A 23406-nucleotide genomic window follows, 5' to 3' on the forward strand; every position below is an offset into this window, starting at 1 on the left:
AATGAAATTTCGAAAATAAAAAGCTCCTTCCATTAAGAAAGGAGCTCAAAGGCACGTGCTGGCCAATCGGTAATGATGACATCTACACCATAATCAATCATAGTTTGTAAATCTTTGTATTCGTTAATTGTATATGGACGGAAAACATATCCTTGCTCTTGTGCTAACTGCACAAATTCTTTCGTTAATAACTGGAAGTTTGGATGTAATCCACTTGCTTCTCTATGTTTCGCTTCGGAAATTGGATCAGCAAGTGGTGTATCATATAAAATTGCTCTTGGGATTTTAGGAGCAATTTCTGCTAATAATGAAACAGAGTCATGGTTAAATGATGAAAATACAATTTGATTAGAAAGATGATATTCACGCACAAGTGCAACAGCTTTTTCCTCAATATTTGGGTAATGAATAACATCTGTCTTTAATTCAATATTTAGTTGTAAGTTCGTTGTGGAAAGCCAAATGAAAACCTCACGCAACGTTGGGATTTTTGCTTCATGGAAAGAAGGGTCTTTATAGCTACCAGCGTCCAATAATTGTAGTTCCTCTACCGTTTTTTCAGAAACAAGTCCAACGCCATTTGTTGTACGATCGACGGTTTCATCGTGAATTACGACAAGTTCACCATCTTTTGATAAGTGGACATCGAATTCAATTCCGTGAGCACCAATGCGTTCTGCTTCTTGGAAGGCAATCATCGTATTTTCGGGATGTGTTCCTTTTACTCCGCGGTGAGCGAAAATAAGTGGTTTACTCATGTGAAATTCTCCTTATTATCTCTTTTCTTTTATTATGAAACTGCTTTAGGGAAAATACAATTGAATATGACAAACATTTACAAAAGTCTAACAGTTGCAGAAAAGTTAACGTTAACGTAAAATGTAATAATCAAGTGAAGGGAGGAATAAACATGTATAAAATTGATGAAGTAACAAAGCAAGTCGGTTTAACAAAACGTACACTTCGTTATTATGAGGAAATTGGTTTAATTCATCCCCCAGAACGTAGTGAGGGAAATATCCGTCTGTATACGGATGAGGATATTTCCAGAATTAAAAGAATTGTAGAAGCGAAAGAAGTGCTAGGAATCACACTTCAAGAAATGCAGCATTTCTTATCACTAAAAGAAAGAATGGAGCAAAGAAGAAATAGCGAAAATCCTCGTGATCGTGAAGTGATTCAAGAAATTAAAGATATGCTTGAAAAACAAGTGCAAACGTTAGACGAAAAAATGGAGCAAATGCAACGTGTAAAGGCAGAACTAGAAGATAGTTTACATCGTGCAGTAACATTTTTAGAGAGCACAAAAGGAGAGTAATCAAAATGGAGAGCAAACAAAAACTAGGGAGATTGATTACAGTGGTGGCTACCTTCCTTGCCTTTTCGGGTATAGGAGTAGTCGACCCAATTTTGCCGATTATTGCAGAGAAAATTGGTGCATCGCATTGGCAAGTTGAAATGTTATTTACCGCTTATATTTTAACGATGGCAATTATGATGTTACCAGCTGGTATATTTGCATCGAGATTTGGTGATAAACGGATGATGACAATCGGTCTTGCGATTGTGACTGTATTTGCGTTTATATGTGGTATGTCACAAACGATTGCTCAATTATCTCTTTTCCGCGCTGGATGGGGATTAGGGAATGCGATGTTCTTCGCGACGGCGATGACTTTATTGATTGCATTAAGTAAAGAAGTTCATGAAGCAGTAGGATTATACGAAGCAGCTATCGGCTTAGGTATGGCTGGCGGACCGTTATTAGGCGGGATATTAGGTGGTCATTCTTGGCGTTATCCGTTTTTCGCGACGAGTATTTTAATTTTCTTAGCATTTATTTTAGTATTCTTTTTTGTAAAAGAACCAGAACGAAAAGTGAAGCGTAAGGCTGCTGGCGTAGGGGAATTACTTAACCTGGTGAAGTATAAACCATTTATGCAAGGTGCCATTTCAGGGATGCTATACTACTACGGATTTTTTGTCGTGTTAGCATATTCACCACTTATTATGCATTTATCAGCTATTCAATTAGGCTTTGTATTTTGCGGATGGGGACTCGCGTTAGCTTACGGTTCTGCAATTTTAGCACATAAGCTAGAAGGGAAATATGAACCAAAAACATTATTGAAGGGTAGTTTACTCGTATTTGCGATTTTCTTAATTGCACTATTCTTTGTGAAAATTATGTGGTTACAAATTACTCTTATCGTTTTATCAGGATTGGCATCTGGCTTAAACAATGCATTATACACAAGTTATGTAATGGATATTTCACCTTATGAAAGATCTGTTACGTCAGGTGTTTATAACTTTGTTCGTTGGTTAGGTGGTGCGATTGCTCCGATTTTATCAGGAATTATCGGTCATACTGTTTCACCACAAAGTCCGTTTTTAGTAGGTGGAATTGTGGTGTTAGTTGGTTGTATTATGATCCTAATTCCAATTCGTAAACCAGTAGAAATAGAGACAAAAGCCCTTTCTTAAGAAAGGGTTTTCTTTCCTTTTACGGTGCAAACCCTTTCCGCACATATGTTAGAACCCTCTGACTAAAATATATTTTCGGTATTTTTGTACTTTTAACTATACATTTTGGATGTTTTGTTTTATTTTTGTTAGGGGACATTAATGATGTCCCTATTATAAATTTGCATTGAAAGGCGTGATTGTACGATGGAACTATGGTTCACTGAAAAACAAACAAAACATTTTGGGATTACGGCGCGTATTAACCGCACATTACATACGGAGCAAACAGAATTCCAAAAACTTGATATGGTTGAAACGGAAGAGTTCGGAAACATGCTTATTTTAGATGGCATGGTTATGACAACAGAAAAGGACGAGTTCGTTTATCACGAAATGGTAGCGCACGTACCTTTATTTACACATCCAAACCCTGAAAACGTATTAGTTGTTGGTGGCGGTGATGGTGGTGTTATTCGTGAAGTGTTAAAACACCCAAGTGTAAAGAAAGCAACTCTTGTTGAAATCGATGGAAAAGTAATTGAGTACTCTAAACAATACTTACCATCAATTGCAGGCGCATTAGATAATGAGCGTGTAGAAGTAAAAGTAGGAGACGGTTTCCTACATATCGCAGAAAGCGAAAATGAATACGATGTAATTATGGTAGATTCTACTGAGCCAGTAGGACCAGCAGTAAACCTATTTACAAAAGGCTTCTACGCTGGAATTTCAAAAGCGTTAAAAGAAGATGGTATTTTCGTTGCACAAACGGACAACCCTTGGTTCACACCAGAGTTAATTACAACTGTGTTTAAAGACGTAAAAGAGATCTTCCCAATCACTCGTTTATACACAGCAAACATTCCAACTTACCCAAGTGGTCTTTGGACGTTCACAATTGGATCTAAAAAACATGATCCATTAGAAGTAAGTGAAGAGCGTTTCCACGAAATCGAAACGAAATACTACACAAAAGAATTACACAATGCAGCATTCGCATTACCGAAATTTGTTGGCGATTTAATTAAGTAAGAGAATTGTATCAAACAAATAAAGTGTAAGTAGCTCATTTAAGGTGTTTGTCCAGAAGACTTGAACATGCTAGCTACTTACACTTCTGTAGAGAAAATCGTCTTCTTGTTGTTAAAAAGAAGACCCGGTAAATCGAGAAAGAGGAGCAATTCGCTCCAAATTTGAGAAATAGTGAAAGGTTGGGATACCTTAAGTTCCACATAAGGAGGAAAAGAATATGCGTTTTGATGAAGCTTATTCAGGTAAAGTATTTATTAAAAGTCATCCAAGTTTTGAAGAGTCAAAGGTAGTTATTTATGGGATGCCTATGGATTGGACAGTAAGTTACCGTCCGGGATCTCGTTTTGGCCCTGCACGTATTCGTGAAGTATCAATCGGTCTTGAAGAATATAGCCCGTATTTAGATCGTGAACTAGAAGAGGTAAAATATTTTGATGCGGGTGATATCCCATTACCATTCGGAAACGCACAACGCAGCTTAGACATGATTGAAGAGTATGTATCAAAACTTTTAGATGCCGATAAGTTTCCACTAGGTCTCGGCGGTGAGCACCTAGTGTCTTGGCCAATTTTTAAGGCAATGGCAAAAAAATATCCGGATTTAGCAATCATCCACATGGATGCTCATACTGATTTACGTGAATCGTATGAAGGGGAGCCTTTATCCCACTCTACACCAATTCGTAAAGTGTGTGATTTAATTGGTCCGGAAAACGTATATTCTTTCGGAATTCGTTCTGGAATGAAGGAAGAATTTGAATGGGCGAAAGAAGTAGGTATGAACTTATACAAATTTGACGTATTAGAACCGTTAAAAGAAGTATTACCGAAACTTGCTGGCCGCCCAGTCTATGTCACAATCGACATTGATGTATTAGACCCAGCTCACGCTCCAGGAACAGGAACGTTAGAAGCTGGCGGTATCACATCTAAAGAATTATTAGATTCCATCGTAGCAATTGCAAATTCAAATATAAATGTAGTTGGAGCAGACTTGGTAGAAGTAGCTCCAGTCTACGACCATAGTGATCAAACACCAGTCGCAGCAAGCAAATTCGTGCGGGAAATGCTGCTCGGTTGGGTGAAATAAAAGTGAAGCCGACTGTTTAGGCCCGGTGGCTAAGGTTCTTTCCTGCAAAAGGCGCTTTTTGCCTCGAAGGAAGAAGCGAAGCCACCGATCATTCTAGCCGCTGCAGCTAGATAAATTAAAAGCTCTCTATATGATTAGAGGGCTCTTATTTTTGGTTATGTGTCGGTAAGTCGATATATTAAAAAAATCGCTGATATAATTCGAGTTGCGCCGATATATTAAAAAACCGCCGATATAATTTCATTTACTGTTACGCGACACAAAAAAGAGCTATTCCTAAACGATGGGAATAGCTCTTTTTCTTATGCAACCTTCTCTTCCGAAGTAACTCCGCGAATTTCATCAGCAGAGCGGATTGGATATTTACGGAACACAATAGATCCGATGTATCCGACAATAGTGGTAACGATTCCACATAATATAGCAGCAATTGTTACTTTTACAACGTCATTAAATCCGAATAAGACAAGAAGTCCTGGGATTGGTGATGCTGTTCCTGGTGCATTATTAACGAGCTGGAACAGAGAGGTAATAATACCAGCAAGTGCACCGCCAACGAAGTTTGTCGCATAAATTGGAATCGGATTTGCTGAAACAACATCGGCTTGTGTTAAAGGCTCGATTGCTACAGCAATTGTATCTTTCTTTGAACAAATTTTTAAGCGTTTAAAGAAAATAAAGTTCATTGGGGCTGAAGCTGCTACAGCCAGACTACCAATTGCCATTGGTAAACCTGTTAATCCAAGCATTGCAGTTAGTGCCATAGAACTCAGTGGAGAGGTAGAAATAACTGTTATTAATCCACCAAGCATAATACCCATAATGATAGGACTTTCTGTAGTTGCAACTGAAATCATAGAACCGATTTTACCAAGTGTGGCGTTAACGAGCGGATCCATAAGCATTGCCATTCCGCGTGAGATTGGTGCAGCGATAAATAGGATTGCTAAAAATTCCACACCAGCTGGTAATTTCTTTTCGAGAAATTTCACGACGAAGGCACAAACGTATCCAGCGAAAAATCCTGGTAAAATACCAAATCCACTAGTAGCGATACCAATTAAAACAGCATATACGGGGGAAACACCGATTGCTAATGCGACTAAAATCGCTGCTGCGACACCGCTCATACTACCGGAAGCTTCTCCTACTGATTGTAAAAAGTCATTATGAAACATTTCTCCACCTATATAACGGTGAAATGCTTCAATAAGAAAACTTGCAATTGCTGCATTAGCTAAAGCGCCCATCGCCTTCATTCCGTAAGGCGCACGGTAACTGAAAAGTGTAAATAGACAAAGTACAACAAGTAATAGTGCTAAACCTTGCAAGATAGCCATTTGAAAACTGTCTCCTTTGATTTTTGTAATAAAAATTCGTATCATTCAATAATAATATAAAAGTGTATGAAACGGAAAAATTTTTTCTTGGGAACTGGTTGTAAGAAAAAATCCCTTACAATAATGTAAGGAAAGTGTAAGACTTTTAGATAGAGTATAGTATGCTCTTTTCCGTATAATACAAGTATAGATATAATACTAGCGAGAAAGAAGTGCAAACAGGAGGTTCATGTATGAAATTGGTAATTAAAGTTTTAGCTGTATTCGCCATTATTCTAGGTGGAACAGCGTATTATTTGAACACAAAAACAGAAGGTGTACATGCTTTTGTAGACAACTTCTTTTCAAATAAAGAAATACAAGATTATTATGCGGTTATAGATAAAGGTGAGAAAAAAGACGGAGAATACTTGTATACTTTTAAAGGGTATACAGAAGATGGAAAGTTACAGGTTATTAAAAGAATGATGAACCGTGAATTGCATACGGGGGCGTTTATAAAAATTTATGCAAAAGGTATGCAAGGAAAAGGATGGGCTGAAATCCCGAAAGAATCCATTCCGCAAAAAGCGTTGGAAAAAATAGAAAAACCATAAAAGGAGCGACTCATTCGCTCCTTTTTTAGTACGTTAAAATAGTGATAGATGTCTTCTCTTTGTGAGAAATAATTTTTGCACGTCCACCAATTGGAAAAGTGAAAATCGGGGTTGTATGCCCGAAATTTGCGTTTGCAATGATAGGGATATGTGCAAGTTCAGGTTTTGAAGCAATCATTTCTTGAATGTCTTCTATCGTACATTCTGCACCTTTTTGCATCTTTCCTATAACGATTCCCTTTATGTATTCAAAACCTTGCTGCTGCATAAGGGAATGTAAATAACGATCAAAAGTTTTAAGAGTAGATGTTCCAGTTAAACTATCTTCTTCAATAAATAAAATTTTCTCCTTTAAATTTGGCATATATGGTGTACCTTGCAGTAAGTTAAATGTGCTCATATTGCCACCGATAATATCTCCCGTAGCTTCTCCTTCTTGAATTGAAACATATCCTTCATTTTTAATAAATTCTCGATTTTCCTGATTTATATACCAAGAATCATCGCTCCATGTTTCAGATGGAAGGACTTCAATAGGCTCATTAGAAGTTAAGCACTTTAAAAAGTAATCGGTTGTATACCCGAGCCCTTTCTCCATTCCAAACGAAGAGAAATGGGGTCCTGAATATGTAACAAGCCCTGTTTTTGCGTAAATTGCATTATTTAAGGCAGTAATATCAGAATAACCACAGAAAAATTTCGGGTTTTCACGAATTAAATCATAATCGAGATGTTTCAATAAACCATTTGAGTTGTATCCGCCAAGTGTAGTCAAAATAGCTTTTACATTAGAGTCTCGAAATGCTTCATGGAGGTCTTGAATGCGGGAAGAAATAGAGGAGGAAGCAAATCGATCTATCTCATCAGCATATTTTGAGAATGTAACTTGAAAGCCCATGTCAGTTAATCTTTTTATAGCAAGTTTTCTATTTTCATTTGAAACAATACTTAAACTACACGATGGTGAAATCACTCGTATTTCAGCACCCTTTTTTAACTTTGTTGGTATCACTACATTCACCTCTTTAATTGAAAGAATATTTAGATTTAAAAAATATTTTATCATATGAAATAAAGTAGAAGTGAATTATTTTTTGAAATGGAGTTTTCCTGATTTTTCAGCAGACAGACAGAGTCTTTTTTTGATATGATAGGAAAAGTGATTTATTATAAGTAGTATTTAATATCTATAACATTTGAAAGGTGTGCAAGACGTGGAGAAACAACTTGCAGGCTTGCCGGTACACGTTCATTTCGTAACAGAAATCCGTGAAGGGGCGAGGAAGGAAACCGTTGCTTTTGAAGCAAATGGTCAATACTATGTAAAAGGTCAAGGTACATATGTAGCATTCCAGGAGCCGAACGAACAAGGCGAAGTGAAAACAATTATTAAAATTCAAGATGAACAAGTTCTCATTATGCGTTCAGGTGCTGTTTCTATGCGTCAGACGCATGTGAAAGGTGAATGGACAACTGGTACGTATACGAGTGAACTTGGTACGTTTGCATTGCAAACAAAGACTGATAACGTTCTTTTTAAATGGTCGGATGAAAAGAAAAAAGGACAACTCTTTTTAACGTACGCATTGCTTCTAAGTGAACAAGAAGCTGGCAGATATACTATTACAATTAATTTGAAGGAGGCAAAATAATGAATTCCTTAGAACAGGTAAAAGGATTGATTAAAGAAGAAATTCAGGCTGCTGTATTAAAGGCAGAATTAGCGACAGAAGAACAAATTCCAAACGTTGTATTAGAATCTCCAAAAGATAAAACAAATGGTGACTTCTCTACAAATATGGCAATGCAACTTGCACGCGTTGCGAAAAAAGCACCTCGTATGATTGCAGAAGAACTAGTTGCAAACTTCGATAAAGCAAAAGCTTCTATTGAAAAAATCGAAATCGCTGGTCCTGGTTTTATTAACTTCTATATGGATAATAGCTACTTAACAGATTTAATTCCAACAATCGTAAACGCTGGTGAAGCTTACGGTGAAACGAATACTGGTAAAGGTGAAAAAGTACAAGTTGAGTTCGTATCTGCGAATCCAACAGGTGACCTTCACTTAGGACATGCACGAGGTGCGGCAGTAGGTGACACTTTATGTAACCTATTAGCAAAAGCAGGATACGATGTATCTCGTGAGTACTACATTAATGACGCTGGTAACCAAATTCATAACTTAGCTCTTTCTGTTGAAGCTCGTTACATGCAAGCTTTAGGCTTAGAAAAAGAAATGCCAGAAGACGGATACCATGGTGCGGATATCATTGGAATTGGTAAACGTTTAGCAGAAGAATTCGGTGATCGTTATGCGAAAGCTGATGAAAAAGAAAGCTATGAATTCTACCGTGAGTACGGTTTAAAATATGAATTAGCAAAACTTCAAAAAGACTTAGAAAGCTTCCGCGTTAAATTTGATGTATGGTTCTCAGAAACATCATTATACAAAAACGGGAAAATTGATCAAGCACTTGCTGTATTAAAAGAGCGCGACGAGATCTTTGAAGAAGACGGTGCAACTTGGTTCCGTTCAATGACTTACGGTGACGATAAAAACCGTGTATTAATTAAAAATGACGGTTCTTACACATACTTAACGCCAGATATCGCGTATCATCGTGATAAATTAGAGCGTGGTTTCGATAAGTTAATTAACATTTGGGGTGCTGACCATCACGGTTATATTCCACGTATGAAAGCTGCTATTCAAGCACTTGGTTACGATAAAGACACGCTTGAAGTAGAAATCATCCAAATGGTACAACTATACCAAAATGGTGAAAAAATGAAGATGAGTAAGCGTACGGGTAAAGCAGTTACACTTCGTGAGCTTATGGAAGAAGTAGGCGTGGACGCAATGCGTTACTTCTTCGCAATGCGTAGCGGTGACTCTCATTTAGACTTCGATATGGACTTAGCTGTATCAAAATCTAATGAAAACCCAGTATACTATGCACAATACGCTCACGCTCGCGTATGCAGCATCCTTCGCCAAGGTGAAGAATTAGGATTAGCTACAGGCGGAGACGTTAACTACAAACTTGTTACTTCTGAAAAAGAAGTAGAGTTACTGAAAAAACTTGGTGAATTCCCAGCGGTAGTTGCGGATGCAGCACAAAAACGTCTACCACACCGTATTACAAACTATGCATTTGAATTAGCAGCAACATTACACAGCTTCTACAATGCAGAAAAAGTATTAAACCAAGATAATTTAGAATTAAGTAAAGCTCGTTACGAGTTAATGAAAGCAGTACGCACTACACTTCAAAATGCATTAGCAATCGTAGGAGTATCTGCACCAGAAAAAATGTAATTAAGAAAAGCGGAAGCGGACTTTCGTTTTTAAATAAAAGGCAATCACACGATGTTGTGATTGCCTTTTTATGTGGAGATAATAAAAAAATAAAATTTTATCAAACAAAAAGGGAATTTGCGTCGTCTTATATAAATGACAGGAGGCTTATGATGGAAGAAAAGGTAGAAGAATTAATTGATATATATAAGAAGCAAATATATTCCTTATGCTATAAGTTAGCAAAGACGAAAGAAGACGCGGAAGATATTTTTCAAGAGACATGGATAAAAGTTTTTTCATCGCGGCACCAACTTTCTTACGTGGAGAATTATAAAAAATGGATTACTACAATTTGTGTTCGTACGTTTTATGATTTTTATCGTAAGAAAAAAAGGTGGAAAGATCGAATATTGGATTTGTTTCATAAAGAGGATGGTGGAGAAATAGATTTCGCAGATGATGTGAATATATCAGAAGAATTTATTCAAAAAGTGGAAGCGGAAATGATACGGGAAGTTATACAGCTATTGAATGAAAAATATAAAACCGTGCTCGTACTCTACTATTATGAATAATACTCTTATAAAGAAATGAGCGAAATATTAAATATACCGATTGGTACGGTAAAGTATCGGCTTAATTATGGGAAAAAGAAAATGCGAGAACATTTGGAGGGGTTCGTTCATGAAGGAAGATAAATTTGAACAGAAAATAAAGAGCAGTTTAGCAGAAGAGATAACTCCAAGCGAAGAGCTAATAAATAACACGAAGCAGGGCGTGCGAAAGGCTCAGAAGTTAGAGAGGAAATGGATGATTTGTATTCACACCATTTGGATTGTTTTGTTAACAATTGTTATAGAACAATTTGTCACTCATTTGGATTATAAAATTCCTATGTTAATAGCCATTGTGATTATGATGCATGTATACATTCCGAGATATGTTGTAATACAGTCATTTTTAAAGAAGGAGTATAAATTACATGAATGAGTTCGCTAATCCGTTTGTACTATTTGAAGTAGCTGGAGTGACGATGTTTTTAGCTTTTATAGCACTTTTAATATGTGTTGCATCATGGGTATATACAGATGCTAAAGCACATCAAATGAGTAAAGGATGGAGTGTCTTAGCGGTTATATTTCCATTTTTTATCGGTTTTTTGTTATATATGGTAAGAAGAAGTAAAAAGAAAGTTGAAGGAGAATATAAGATGAACTTTGTTAAAAAACAGAAAGTAACATTAGTTGCGATATTGGCAAGTACAATGTTTGTATTACTTAGTGGTTTTGCTTTTGCACAAACGTTAGATGACGCGTGGAAAGCAGGAGATATATATTTAGAAAATGAGAAGCAAGGGGAGACAAGTTACGAGGCGAAATTCTCATCATGGGATATTGCCGGTAAAGATATTGAACTTCAGTATGAGAAGGACACAGAAGTGACATTTTCTTATGAGACAGATGCAAAACGAGGGAACTTATGCTTTAGCGTGTATGAAAGACGAGGAGAAGGTATAAAAGAGTTAAAGGAAATCTGTGAATCGAAAAAAGGTAGTTTTACAGTTACTTTAAAAGCAAATGAAGAGTATGTATTGAATATAAGCGGATTAAAAGTGAAAGATGGATTCGTAAAAGTGAATTGGCAAGAGAAATAAAAGGGGCCCTATAAAGGACCTCTTTTTTATTGAATAGTATAAGTAACAGAAAAACTAACAGGACTATAGTAAACGTAAGGTGCATGAAATTGAACATACATATTTCCATCTGTTTTTGCAGTGAAAATTCGGCCGTAACCATCAGAATAACGTCCAATTAGGTTATGATTTGAGTCATAAACACTGTAACTAGGAGTTTTGCTGTTAGGATGAATTGTTAGTTCTTGTCCTTTTTGAAGGAAAATAGGTTCTTGTTCAGAACCACCTCCAGTTTGCAAAGAATAGAATTTTGTAAAGCTTTGTTCTTGAGCGGCAGCAGCGACTTTTGTTTCAGGAATAAACGCAGTAGCTCCAGTAATTCCTGCTAAAGTTAATGCACCTGCTAAAATCATTTTTTTCATAATAGAAAAAGCCTCCTTATTAGTTGTAATCGGTGTTGTTACAGTTAATATTGTATACGATAATGGGTAGGATAAAATATGCTTTTATGCATATATATTTTTTCTCAATAAAAGACCACCGATAAAATCAGTGGTCTTTTAAATGATTAAGCAGCTTTCTGTTCAGTTTGAGGAACAGGTTTTTGAAGCGAGTTATAAACACCTGTTCCGATAACGTCTAATGCCATTCTCATTCGTTCAGGTGAAATGTTTTCTAATACGTTATCTTGAGGTGTATGGTATACCTTCTCAATATGATAGATTAATGGATTCCAACTATCGACACCCATCCAAATGAATAGAGCAGCAGGAATACCAGCTTCAGCAAATGGAACATGATCACTAGAACCGAATTTACCTTGTAGGACGAGGTCATTATTTAGTTGTTTACCTGCTTGCAAGGCAGCGTCTGTTACAAAGTTTGTAGAGCCATCAGGTGTCATAGCGTATAAATTCTTTGCTTTATCATAATTTGTTGCAACCATGTCGGCGTTAAAGACACCTAAAATACGGTCGCGTTCTTTCTGGGATAGACTATTCACGTAATAATCCGAACCAAGTAATCCAGTTTCTTCAGAACCAAAGGTAATAAAGCGAATTTCTTTATCAGTTTCTACATTTTGAAAAGCACGAGCTAGTTCTAATACTAATCCAGTTCCAGAAGCATTATCATTTGCGCCAGGTGCTCCGACAACACTATCATAGTGCGAGCTTACAACGACTGCTTTCTCATTACCTGTACTCTTTTTTGGTTTCTTTTTGGCGATAACATTTAGAGATGTTAATTTAGATTCATGTCTCGCTTTTAGGGAAAGAATTGTTGTCCCTTTTTTAGCGATTTCTTCTTTAAATGCATTTCCTTGCGCATAAGCAAGACCAAAGACAGGGATAGACTGCTTTTTCGTTAGGCGGGGATTGAAGGTTTGTCCATAATTTCCGCGTCCGCCAATTAAACTGTATAAAAGAACACCTTTTGCACCTTTGCTAACAGCATTTTCAACTTGTTTATTATAGTCTGTAACTGTCGTTCCTCTTTCAAATAAAACAATTTTACCGTTTACTTCATTTGGAATATCTTCTAATTTTGTCCCACCTTGAACAAAGATAAGGGGAGCTGTAACAGCTTCTGTAGAAATGAGTGCATTAGGAGCAGCACCAGCTTGCCAATTACGTTTTGTTGATAGTGGTGATTCAATGAATCCAACGTATTGATCGGGCACCTGAAATGGTTGATATTCTACGTCATAGCCCATTGATTTAAGCTGCATACCAATGTAACGAGAAGCCCATTCTTCGGATTTTGTTCCACCGGGGCGAGGACCAATTGTTTCAGATAAGAAACGAACATGTTCAATCGCGCGGTTTGGATCAATCTGTTTTGTAATAGATGGAGTTTGTGTAACCTCTGACGTGGAATCCGCTTTTGCTTGCCCAATTGGAGCTAAGCTAACAGCGAGTGATACAGCAAGCAAAGAGCTTACTATTTTTTGTTTCAATGATTTTCTCATTTTTTCCTCTCCTATTCTTCTATTCTCTGTGACTGACAAAAGAAGACGGATAATGACTTTATTTTACCTTCGAGTCTTTTGTTTTTCAATATTCTGACATTGAGAAATAAAAACAATATATGCATATTTGCATATTTTTGAGGAAGATATGTATGCTATCATTTTAAACGAAGGTTCGCTTTCTACTCTGAAAGCTCCTACATTGCATGAATCTAGTGTACCCAAACTTTAGATTATGTAGAGAAATGGAACCACTGTAGGGTTTCATTTCTCATGTTTGAATCAGTTGATGGTAATTATGTTTCCGCATTTCATAATTATTATCAGTGATATATGTAAGGCATCCATATGAAAATAAGAGGCTGTTCAAAGGTTTTCCGTACTTTTGGGCAGCCTCACCCCGTTAAAAGGACGATACTTTATGTATCGTCCTTTTTGTATAAAAAAACATCCAATCAATTGAGAGATTGATTGGATGTGAAAAAATTATTAATAATTTTTTTTGCGTTTTGTAGCCAAAATACTTAATAATCCAGCTAGTAGAAGAAGGATACCTACTGTTTGTGTAGGGTCTTCTTTATGACCTGTATTTGGAAGGTGTTTATCCGTATTTCGATCATCTTGCTGTTTGTTATCTGTTTTATTCGATGTTTCTTCGGAAGTTCCGTTTTCGTGTTTCTCAGATGTTTCATTGCCTTTGTTCTCTTCTTTATTTGGAGGAGTAACTGGCTTGTCATCTCCACCTGACGAAGATTCAATCTTTTTATTTGAAACTGTAATTTGTAGTGGTGTAGCTTGGGCTTTATCAATTGTAAAGTTTATTGGTGATGCATCTAATTGATAGCCTTTAGGAGCCTGTGTTTCTACTAATTGATAATTACCAGGTTTCAAATCATTTACGATTACTTTTCCGTGTTGGTCTGTTTTTAAACCTTCTCGGATGATTTTTCCATCTTGGTCTAAAATATTGAAAATGGCACCTTCAAGTGTTCCATGGTGATCAATATCAACTTTAGTTAACTCAATTGAACCTGTTGTTAAACTATTTAAAGCTGTAACAGAGGTAATCTGAGATTGTCCTTTCGTAATTGTGAAAGGAATTGGTTTAATGTTTAAATCATAGCCAGTTGGAGCTTTCGTTTCAATGAACTGATAATCTCCCGGACGTAAATCAGAAACAGAAATCTTCCCATCTTTATCAGTAGTTAAATCAGAACGAACATCCTTGCCGTCCATATCTACAATTTTAAAGATTGCTCCTTCAAGAGTAGTACCATCGATGTCATCAACTTTAGTTAATTCAACTGCGCCTTTAGTTAAGCTATTCGTAGCAGTAACAGAGGCGATTTTTTCTTGGCCTTTTTTAACTGTGAACTTAATAGGTGTTTTGCTTAAGTCGTAGTGTTCAGGAGCTTTTGTTTCGATAAACTCATAGTCTCCTGGCGGTAATTCATCCACAACTAAACGGCCGTTTTTATCAGTAGTTAAATCGGTACGAACATCGTGTCCATCCTTATTAACAATTTTAAATACTGCACCTTCAAGTGTTGTGTTTTGCTTGGCATCATCAACTTTAATTAACTCAACACTACCTTCCGTTAAGCTATTAATAGCTGTAACGAAGACATGCTTTGTTTGACTTCTTTTGATTGTGAACTTAATTGGTTCTTCATTTAAGTCGTAATGTTTAGGAGCTTTTGTTTCAATAAATTGATAGTCTCCTGGTTGTAAGTCTTTAGCGATGATTTTTCCGTCTTTATTGGTAACTAAATTCGTACGAATATCGTTACCGTTCAGATCAGTAATTTTAAATACCGCACCTTCTAGCATTTCTTTCTTATCTATAGAGTCAACTTTCGTTAATTCCACGCCACCTTTTGTTAGGCCATTCTTAGCAGTAACAGAAGCGTGAGTTAGTTGACTTCTTTCGATAGTGAAGCTAATAGGTGTTTTATTTAAATCGTAATCTTTCGGAGCTTTCGTTTCAATGAATTGATAGTCTCCTGGGCGTAAGTTCGTAGCAGTAATCTTCCCATCTTTATCAGTAGTTAAATCAGTGCGAACAATTTTACCTTTCACATCGATGATGTTAAACACTGCATCAGAAAGTTTTGTATCTGGATTTATATCATCCACTTTTACTAATTCTATAGCACCCTCAGTTAAGCTATTTGTAGCAGTAACTTGGAGCTTTTCTTTTTGGCTTTTCTTAATTGTAAACTTAATAGGTGTACTATCTAATTTATAGTGTTCAGGAGCTTTCGTTTCAACAAACTGATAGTCCCCAGGACGTAAATCAGAAACAGAAATTTTTCCGTGTACATCTGTTATAAGCTCAGTACGAATGTCTTTACCATTCAGATCAGTAATTTTAAATACCGCATCTTTAAGAGCAGTACCATCTACATCATCCACTTTAGAAAGTTCCACAGCGCCTTTCGTTAAGCTATTTGTAGCTGTAACGGAGATAGGATCAGCTTGGCTCTTTGTAATTGTGAATGGAATTGGCTCTTTGTTTAAATCGTAGTGTTTCGGAGCCGTTGTCTCGATGAATTGATAATCACCAGGACGTAGGTCAGAAACGCTAATTTTACCTTGTTGATTCGTAACAAGATTTTTGCGAATTACAGTACCATTCATATCCACAATTTTAAATACTGCGCCTTCAAGAGTAGTGCCATCGACGTCATCCACTTTAGAAAGTTCCACGCCGCCTTTTGTTAAACTATTTTTCATAGTAACGGTAGCAATATCTTTTTGGCTTTTTTCAATTGTAAATATAATTGGTTTTTTGTCTAAATCATAGTGTTCAGGAGCCGTTATTTCAACGAATTGGTACGTACCAGGACGTAAGTTTTCGATAACGATTTTACCTTCACTGTTTGTTTTTAAGTCTGTTTTAAGTACTTTGCCATCTTGATCTAGTAAATTAAATACCGCATCGGCAAGTTTTGTTTGAGTGTTTAAATCATCAACTTTAAGTAATTCGATACTACCTTGTTTTAAGCTATTTGTAGCAGTTAAAGAAATAGCTTTCTTCTGTCCTTTTTCAATAGTGAATTTGATTGGTGTTTCATCTAAAACGTAATGATTCGGAGCTTTCGTTTCGATAAATTGGTAATCACCAGGACGTAGGTCGTTAATTTCGATTATTCCTTGTTCATTTGTAACAAGGTCTTTATGAACTACATCACCATTCATATTAACAATTTTAAATACTGCATCTTTAAGAACAGTGCCATCAACATCATCAACTTTAGAAAGTTTAACTGCACCCTTTGTTAAAGCATTTGTAGCAGTGACATGAAGAGTTTCAGTTTGGCTCTTTTTAATTGTAAATACGATAGGTTTTTTATCTAAATCGTAATGTTCAGGAGCAATTGTTTCAACGAATTGATACGTACCAGGACGTAGGTTTTCAACAACAATTTTACCTTCATCATTTGTTTTTAAGCCTTCTTTAACTAGCTCTCCGTCTACATCTAATAAATTAAATACGGCGTTAGCAAGTTTTGTATTTATATCAATATCGTCAATCTTTGTTAGTTCAACGCTACCGTTTTTCAAAGCATTTTTGCCTGTAACATTGATCTCTTTCGTTTGACTTCTTTCAATTGTAAATGGAATCGTTGTTTCATCTAATACATAGTGCTCAGGAGCTTTTGTTTCAATGAACTGATAGTCTCCAGGGCGTAAATCAGAAACAGAAATTTTACCGTTTTTATCTGTAACAAGATTCGTATGAACTTCCTTACCATTCATATCAACAATCTTAAAGATTGCACCTTCGAGCATCGTACGATCGATGTCGTCAATTTTTGTTAATGTTACTGCACCTTTCTTTAAACTGTTAGTAGCAGTAACAGTAATATTCTCTTTTTGACTTTTTTCGATAGTGAACGGAATAGGGTCTTTGCTTAAGGTATAGTCTTTTGGAGCTTTTACTTCAATAAATTGATAGTCTCCAGGACGTAAATCAGAAGCAGAAATTTTACCGTTTTTATCAGTCGTTAAACCTTTGCGAATTACCTTTTTAGTATCATGAGCGTCAACGATTATAAATTCCGCACCTTCAAGAATAGTGCCATCAACATCATCAACTTTTGTTAAAGTGACGCCACCTGTAAGTAAACTATTTTTTACAGTAACAGGGATAGGAAGATCTTCCTTACTACCTTTTTTAATTGTGAACTTAATAGGTGTTTTGTCTAATTTATAATGTTCAGGGGCTTTTGTTTCGATAAATTGATAATCCCCTGGTGCTAAATCAGGAATAACTAATACTCCGTAATCATCTGTTGTTAAATCTTTCATAATTTCTTTGCCAGTTGCATCTTGCAATGTGAATACAGCGCCGGCAAGAGCTTTACTACTTTCCACATCATCTTCTTTAATAAGTTTAACTTTTCCTTTCGTTAAACTATTTTTAAATGTAAGTGGAAGGAGTTTTTGTTGTCCTTTTTCGATTGTAAATTCAATTGGTTCTACATTTACATCGTAATAAGTTGGAGCCTTTGTTTCGATAAGCTTATAGTTACCAGGACGTAAGTCATCTACAACTAGCATTCCTTTATTATTCGTAACAAGGTCCGTACGAACATCTTCATTAGTATCTCTATTAACGATTTTAAATACTGCACCTTCAAGTGTTTCCTTTTCATCTGCAGCATTCACTTTTGTTAACTCAATACCGCCTTTTGTTAAGCTGTTTTTAGCGGTAACAGTAGCCTGAGTTGTTTGACTTTCTGTAATCGTAAATTTAATTGGTTTTGTATTTTTGTCGTAATACTTCGGTGCTGTTACTTCGATAAATTTATAATCGCCAGGGCGTAAGCCAGTAGCGATAGCTTTACCATCCGCACCAGTTTTTACATTTTCGCGAATAACTTTCTTTTCATCATTTGCATCAACAATTTTAAATACAGCACCTTCAAGAGCTGTACCATCGATATCATCAACTTTTGTTAACTCAACATCTCCTGGTTTTAAAGCATTTTCAGCTTTCACAAGTAGAGTTTCTTTCTGACTTCTATCGATTGTAAATTCAATAGGTTCTGCTCGTAAAACGTAATGTTCAGGAGCAGCTATTTCAATAAATTTATACGTACCAGGACGTAGGTTACTAACTTTAACTTTACCGTGTTTATCAGTAGTTAAGTTAGTGTGAGGGGAAACGTCATTATTATTTGTATCGACAAGTTTGAATACAGCACCTTCTAGTGGTTTTTTCTCACCAAACTCATCAACTTTTAATAATTCAACCTCGCCCGTTTTTAAGCTGTTATTTGCCGTAACAGTGGCAAGAGCTTGTTGGCTTTTATCAATTGTAAACTCGATAGGGTTTGTACTTAACGTATAATCCTTAGGAGCTTCTGTTTCAATAAATTTATAAGCACCAGGCTCTAAATCTTTAACGGTAACTTTTCCATCTGAACCTGTTTTTATATTTTCACGAATTACTTGTTTCTCGTCATTCGCATCGACAATTTTAAATACAGCACCTTCAAGGGCAGTGCCATCGACATCATCGACTTTCGTTAAAGTGACACCACCTTTAATGAGGTGATTTGTCGCTGTAACAGTAAGTGCTTTCTTTTGACTTTTTATAATTGTAAACTCAATTGGTTTTTTATCTATGTCGTAATCTTTAGGTGCTTTTTCTTCGACAAATTGATAGTCTCCAGGGCGTAAATCTTTTGCTTCGATTTGTCCTTGATCATTTGTCGTTAATTTTTCATATCCACGAATTACTTTGTTATATCGATCGCGTACACTGAACTCCGCACCTGCTAAAGTTTTTCCATCTTTATCGAATTTTGTTAAAATGGCCGATCCTAGAATCAAACTGTTTGTTGCAGTTCGGTTTATTACTGTTGTTTGATCTTCTTTGATTGTGAATTGTATAGGTGTACTGTCTAATTTATAATGCTCAGGAGCAGTTGTTTCTTGTAAGTAGTAAGTTCCTGGTTTTAAATTATCTACAGTAATTTGTCCTTGATTATTTGTTGTTAATTTTTCGTGTTCTGAAATTATTTTTTTGTCTTTATCAAGTAGTGTGAAAACGGCACCTTGCAGTGTGACGTTTTTATTCAGGTCATCAGACTTTGTTAAAACTACTTTACCGACAAACTTCTTATTTGCAAGTTTATATGTTGTAGTCTCTTGTGTACCAAGTTCAACAATTTTCCCTTGTTTTAAATCCCAGCTAATTACATAGCCTTCAGGAGCCTTTGTTTCTTTTAATAAATATTTATCGCGTTTTAAATTATTAAATTTAGCAATACCGTCTTTGTCTGTTGTAATTTTACGGATAACAGTTTTACCTGTACGATCGTATAAAGTAAATTCTGCCCCAGCTAATAGTGCGTTCTTATTGTCGTTATCTACCTTTATAATTTCAAGGTTTCCACGGCCTTTAGTAGCAGATCCTCCGCCTGAACCAGAAGACATTCTCACTTCAATCGTTTCAGTAGTTTCTGTGTTTTTAACTGTCAACTTATTGCCTGTGATTTTCGCTTTATTACTTACTTTTTCTTTATCGTCTGCATTAATAAGTGAGCGATATTCTAAAATATAAGCTCGATCAATTTTTTTCAAGAAGGCAATTTCGAAATGTTGCTTTCCGGTATTATTGTCTGTTGTTATTTTGAGTTTATAGTCTGTTCCTTCTTTTAATTCGTTTACTGTATCTTTTGTTAAATTTCCATATGGATCAACAGTTGTAGGATATAAGTGGAATGAATCTTCCACAATTACCTGATTTTCGGTTGGATCATCTGTTACAACGGCATCTGCAATGGTTGATTGGCTTTCGTTAATTGCGATACTCCAATTAATATAGTTGTCGTCTTGCACAGCTTTTTTAGTAACGAAGCTGCCACCTTTATTTACTTGAGTGTCACCTGTAAGGGTGTTTACGATTTTAGAGCCATCTTTTAAATCTGCCTCGTTTTTGTAGGTGCCTTGGATAAGTTCACCATCAAGGCTTGTTTTAAAGATAATATAGTAAGGTGAATTAATTGATTGTTTGAAATGAACCTTTAGGGTGTTTTTATTTTTCTCTGTAGGTTCTTCAAGTTCATATTTCTCAGTTGGTACAGCATTACCAGGTTGTGCATTATCAGGATTTCCATTTAGAATCATATCGCGCACTTCAATGGATCCAGGCACTAATTTTTGTTTATCTTGTATTACGTCTATAACATAAGGATCTTTAATCTCAACATTATTATAGTTAAAGCCTATTATCCAAGTAATTTCCTTCGTTTGGGCGTTATAAGAACCGTATTTATAACCATTTGCCTTTGTGAAAGTATCAGGATCGAAATTAGCTTCAACTTTATTTGATTGTGGATTAGAATCCGTATCTATCCAAGAAAGGTTACCTGTATTTTTAAATGAAGTTTTACCACTTTCTAGCTTTGTATAATCAAAGTCTGTCGTATATTTTACGACTAATGTCTTTGTCATATTAGACTGATACGTACCTATAAGAGTAATTTTGAAGCCTTTATCTGTTACATCTAAAACATAGTCAGTCCCAGCTTGAAGGGTATAATTTCCGTCTTTAATTTCTAGTTTCTTATCTTTTAATTGTAATCCACCATGATCAAAGGTGTCCGTAATAATCGCGTTGCTTAATGGATAGTTGTTATTATTTACTATAATTGTCCAAGTTGTTGTTTTGTCTTTATAATTTGTTTCAGCTTTATTATTAGATTTAATAATATTTTGCTGCTTGAAGCTAGCTTCATTTTCTTTACTTGAATCATTATCAGCTGTAACTTTATTTTTTACTTTTCCATCTTCTATAACTTTATTAGTTGGCTTGGTTTTATAGGTAATCACATAAGCACTATTAATATCATCATTAAACTGTAAATCGAATCCATTCTTCTTGTTATTTACAGTGTAATTATTAACAGCGTCTCCTGTTACAAGCGTTCCTTTTTCATTATATGAAGCGTTTTTTACAACAATAGAATTTGCATCTAGTTCGTGTGTATCGTCAAAAATATCTTTTAAAATCGCATCAGCTTTTTTGATCTCTCTTTGATCACCATTGTAAGTAATTGTCCACTCAATTGTTTGCGTCTTTGGATCATATTTACTTGTTTTATTTAAGTGTGTACCACGAGAAACCGTTACAGTAGAACTTGCGTTTTGTTGCTTTTGATTATCACTCGTTATCGTAACGTTATTTCGGAAACTTTTAATATTTTCATCAGTAATTTTTGTGGCATATTCGATTTGGTATGCTTTATTGATAGAATCTTTGAAAGCAATCTCCAATTTTGAGCCATCTGATGAAATAATATTGTAATCTGTTGGCTCAGCTTCTGCACCACGCGTTACATTCCCATTAACATCAACTTCTAAATAATAAACTTTAATAGAATCTTTATTTAAGCTTGTACCTTGTGGAATGTTATCTTTAAAAACAGCGTTTTTAAGGGGGTCTTTCGTTTTGTTCATCTCTACTTTCCAATTAATTTCATTTGTATTAATTGGTCTATCAGGTAAACCCTTTTTATTCGTAGCTGTTTGTACATTAGGCTTAAAGTCAACTGTAATAGAAACATCCTTATCTTTAATCGGGAAAGGAATTTCTTGTGTTGTTGTACCTTTAATTTCAGCTTTATTAAATTCTGTCTTTAATTGTAGGTTACCAGCAACATCTGGATGCTCTTCAACATAATCGTTGAATGTCATCGTGACTTTTCCATCTTTTGTAACAGTAAAATTACCAATTTGATGGTTTTCACTATCATATAAAGGACTGTTAATTGTATTGTAAATCTTAAAATGTTTAGGAAGATCAAAAATATAGTAATCTCCATTTTTCACATTCATTGATTTTAAAAGTTCCCATGTAAACTCAATATTGGCAGGGGAATCTGTACTTGGACGGTTATCCTCTGTAAATGGTTTTCCGTCTTTATCCGTCAACTTTACACTGGTTAAAATGTTTGTTGTTATTTGCTTTGGACCTGAATTTGTATTCTCAGCAGGGTCGCTTGCTAGCTTTTGTTCTGGATTGTCAGTAGCAATTTTAGCTGCTGGGTTTTGTTCCGGATTATCAGTGGCAGTTTTAGCTGCTGGGTTTTGTTCCGGATTATCGGTAACAGTTTTAGTTGTTGGGTTTTGTTCCGGATTATCAGTAACAGTTTTAGTTGTTGGGTTTTGTTCTGGATTATCAGTAACAGGTTTAGTTGCTGGATCTTGCTCCGGATTGTCAGTAACAGGTTTAGCTACTGGATCTTGCGCTTGTTTATTAGTATCCTGTTTGGTGCCATCTTCTTTAGAGTTTTCTACTTGAACAGGAACTGATATAGGCTGAACCATTGTTCCTAAAGGAAAAGCGATTTGAACTGATTTTTCTCCAGTTTTTAAAGTTGAGTTAAACACGGTATCAACTTTAATTTTTCCTTTAGCGTCTTTCAAATTTTCTACTTGATTATTAAATATTAATTTTAATTTATTATCTTTAGCTGTTATAAAATATTGACCAATATTTTTTTGATCTGTTACTAAATCTCCTTGCAAATCTTTAGATACTTTTAATGCAAGTGGTATTTGAACTACTGCTGTATCATTTGCGTGTGCAGCTTGTTGATCCTTTATTGACCAAGCGTATTCTACTTGAATGATTGATCCTATCTTTATTAAATTGTTAGGATTTTTTGCTTCGTCAATAATATGATTCGTTGCATCTTTCATTTCAACAGTGTCAAATAAGGAATCTCCTGTTAAGGTTTCCGCTTTTACTTGATTGTATGGAAAACTAGCAATTTGCGAAAATAGTACGAATACAATTAAACATACATTGAAAAGTTTTTTCATTTTTCCTCCTCTGAACATTCATTTGTCCATTGGGGACTTATTCCACATGAACAAATGGAATATTAAAAGTATTTGTTATAAGCTATTTATTTTTGCTATCCCTCCGTTTCTATACGCGTTCTCAGACAAA

Annotated in this window: 15 protein-coding genes and 1 pseudogene; 10 read left to right on the forward strand and 6 right to left on the reverse strand. The window is 35.5% G+C overall.

Features of this window, described 5'->3' with window-relative positions; genetic code table 11:
- Positions 1-32: 32 nt before the first annotated feature.
- Positions 33-758 carry a glycerophosphodiester phosphodiesterase gene (locus MR112_RS09805; RefSeq protein ID WP_242244909.1) on the reverse strand — a complete coding sequence of 242 codons (726 nt, stop codon included), beginning with the start codon at positions 756-758 and terminating at the stop codon, positions 33-35.
- 152 nt (positions 759-910) lie between these two features.
- Here MR112_RS09805 and MR112_RS09810 point away from each other — a divergent pair, with 152 nt between their 5' ends.
- The 4 genes from MR112_RS09810 (at position 911) to speB (ending at position 4591) form a co-directional block, all read left to right on the forward strand.
- A complete protein-coding gene (locus MR112_RS09810) occupies positions 911-1318 on the forward strand; it encodes a MerR family transcriptional regulator (protein ID WP_000276577.1) in 408 nt (135 codons plus the stop codon).
- A 5-nt stretch (positions 1319-1323) separates the two neighbouring features.
- Positions 1324-2487 (forward strand): MFS transporter, encoded by a 1164-nt coding sequence (locus MR112_RS09815; protein WP_000444228.1) that lies wholly within the window; start codon positions 1324-1326, stop codon positions 2485-2487.
- 186 nt (positions 2488-2673) lie between these two features.
- Positions 2674-3501, forward strand: a complete 828-nt coding sequence (gene speE / locus MR112_RS09820) for a polyamine aminopropyltransferase (protein WP_000424696.1) — start codon at positions 2674-2676, stop codon at positions 3499-3501.
- A gap of 217 nt (positions 3502-3718) precedes the next feature.
- Positions 3719-4591, forward strand: coding sequence for an agmatinase (gene speB, locus MR112_RS09825; RefSeq protein WP_001209831.1), 873 nt, complete (start codon positions 3719-3721; stop codon positions 4589-4591).
- A gap of 302 nt (positions 4592-4893) precedes the next feature.
- On the opposite strand, the gene MR112_RS09830 is transcribed toward speB, so the two are convergent.
- Positions 4894-5931 carry a PTS sugar transporter subunit IIC gene (locus MR112_RS09830; RefSeq protein ID WP_000996319.1) on the reverse strand — a complete coding sequence of 346 codons (1038 nt, stop codon included), beginning with the start codon at positions 5929-5931 and terminating at the stop codon, positions 4894-4896.
- Positions 5932-6164: 233 nt separating this feature from the next.
- Here MR112_RS09830 and MR112_RS09835 point away from each other — a divergent pair, with 233 nt between their 5' ends.
- On the forward strand, positions 6165-6527 hold the full coding sequence (locus MR112_RS09835; protein WP_000779921.1) for a YxeA family protein: 363 nt from the start codon (positions 6165-6167) through the stop codon (positions 6525-6527).
- 25 nt (positions 6528-6552) lie between these two features.
- Here MR112_RS09835 and MR112_RS09840 read toward each other — a convergent pair whose 3' ends face one another.
- Complete coding sequence (locus MR112_RS09840; protein WP_242244910.1) at positions 6553-7539, reverse strand: S66 family peptidase; 987 nt, start codon at positions 7537-7539, stop codon at positions 6553-6555.
- 202 nt (positions 7540-7741) lie between these two features.
- On the opposite strand from MR112_RS09840, the gene MR112_RS09845 reads away from it, so the two are divergent.
- The 5 genes and pseudogenes from MR112_RS09845 (at position 7742) to MR112_RS09865 (ending at position 11485) form a co-directional block, all read left to right on the forward strand.
- Positions 7742-8179 carry a YwiB family protein gene (locus tag MR112_RS09845; RefSeq protein ID WP_000414863.1) on the forward strand — a complete coding sequence of 146 codons (438 nt, stop codon included), beginning with the start codon at positions 7742-7744 and terminating at the stop codon, positions 8177-8179.
- A complete protein-coding gene (gene argS / locus MR112_RS09850) occupies positions 8179-9849 on the forward strand; it encodes an arginine--tRNA ligase (RefSeq protein ID WP_001086454.1) in 1671 nt (556 codons plus the stop codon). The genes MR112_RS09845 and argS overlap by 1 nt, the downstream gene beginning before the upstream one ends.
- A 152-nt stretch (positions 9850-10001) precedes the next feature.
- A pseudogene (locus tag MR112_RS09855) lies at positions 10002-10529 on the forward strand (RNA polymerase sigma factor).
- The gene (locus MR112_RS09860; RefSeq protein ID WP_242244911.1) at positions 10516-10821 is read left to right on the forward strand and encodes an anti-sigma factor; all 306 of its coding nucleotides are present in this window, start codon (positions 10516-10518) and stop codon (positions 10819-10821) included. The pseudogene MR112_RS09855 and the gene MR112_RS09860 overlap by 14 nt, the downstream one beginning before the upstream one ends.
- Entirely contained in the window at positions 10814-11485 is a 672-nt protein-coding gene (locus MR112_RS09865; RefSeq protein ID WP_001001596.1) for an ECF-type sigma factor negative effector, read from the forward strand. Before MR112_RS09860 ends, MR112_RS09865 begins: the two co-directional genes overlap by 8 nt.
- 26 nt (positions 11486-11511) lie before the next feature.
- Here the strand turns inward: MR112_RS09865 and MR112_RS09870 are convergent, their stop codons facing one another.
- The 3 genes from MR112_RS09870 to MR112_RS09880 all read right to left on the reverse strand — a co-directional run bounded on the left by MR112_RS09870 (position 11512) and on the right by MR112_RS09880 (position 23276).
- Positions 11512-11886: a hypothetical protein gene (locus MR112_RS09870; RefSeq protein WP_242244913.1), complete on the reverse strand. Its 375-nt coding sequence runs from the start codon at positions 11884-11886 to the stop codon at positions 11512-11514.
- Positions 11887-12032: 146 nt separating this feature from the next.
- Complete coding sequence (locus tag MR112_RS09875; protein ID WP_001232218.1) at positions 12033-13433, reverse strand: M28 family metallopeptidase; 1401 nt, start codon at positions 13431-13433, stop codon at positions 12033-12035.
- Between the two features lie 489 nt (positions 13434-13922).
- Complete coding sequence (locus tag MR112_RS09880) at positions 13923-23276, reverse strand: SpaA isopeptide-forming pilin-related protein (RefSeq protein WP_242244914.1); 9354 nt, start codon at positions 23274-23276, stop codon at positions 13923-13925.
- Positions 23277-23406 lie beyond the last annotated feature (130 nt).

This window comes from Bacillus cereus group sp. BfR-BA-01330 (assembly GCF_022663885.1).
GTDB classification, from domain to species: Bacteria; Bacillota; Bacilli; order Bacillales; family Bacillaceae_G; genus Bacillus_A; species Bacillus_A cereus.

Coding starts and splice junctions, on each gene's coding strand:
- MR112_RS09805 (WP_242244909.1), bottom strand. CDS start 758: ATGAGTAAACCACTTATTTTCGCTCACCGCGGAGTAAAAGGAACACAT.
- MR112_RS09810 (WP_000276577.1), top strand. CDS start 911: ATGTATAAAATTGATGAAGTAACAAAGCAAGTCGGTTTAACAAAACGT.
- MR112_RS09815 (WP_000444228.1), top strand. CDS start 1,324: ATGGAGAGCAAACAAAAACTAGGGAGATTGATTACAGTGGTGGCTACC.
- speE (WP_000424696.1), top strand. CDS start 2,674: ATGGAACTATGGTTCACTGAAAAACAAACAAAACATTTTGGGATTACG.
- speB (WP_001209831.1), top strand. CDS start 3,719: ATGCGTTTTGATGAAGCTTATTCAGGTAAAGTATTTATTAAAAGTCAT.
- MR112_RS09830 (WP_000996319.1), bottom strand. CDS start 5,931: ATGGCTATCTTGCAAGGTTTAGCACTATTACTTGTTGTACTTTGTCTA.
- MR112_RS09835 (WP_000779921.1), top strand. CDS start 6,165: ATGAAATTGGTAATTAAAGTTTTAGCTGTATTCGCCATTATTCTAGGT.
- argS (WP_001086454.1), top strand. CDS start 8,179: ATGAATTCCTTAGAACAGGTAAAAGGATTGATTAAAGAAGAAATTCAG.
- MR112_RS09860 (WP_242244911.1), top strand. CDS start 10,516: ATGAAGGAAGATAAATTTGAACAGAAAATAAAGAGCAGTTTAGCAGAA.
- MR112_RS09865 (WP_001001596.1), top strand. CDS start 10,814: ATGAATGAGTTCGCTAATCCGTTTGTACTATTTGAAGTAGCTGGAGTG.
- MR112_RS09870 (WP_242244913.1), bottom strand. CDS start 11,886: ATGAAAAAAATGATTTTAGCAGGTGCATTAACTTTAGCAGGAATTACT.
- MR112_RS09875 (WP_001232218.1), bottom strand. CDS start 13,433: ATGAGAAAATCATTGAAACAAAAAATAGTAAGCTCTTTGCTTGCTGTA.
- MR112_RS09880 (WP_242244914.1), bottom strand. CDS start 23,276: ATGAAAAAACTTTTCAATGTATGTTTAATTGTATTCGTACTATTTTCG.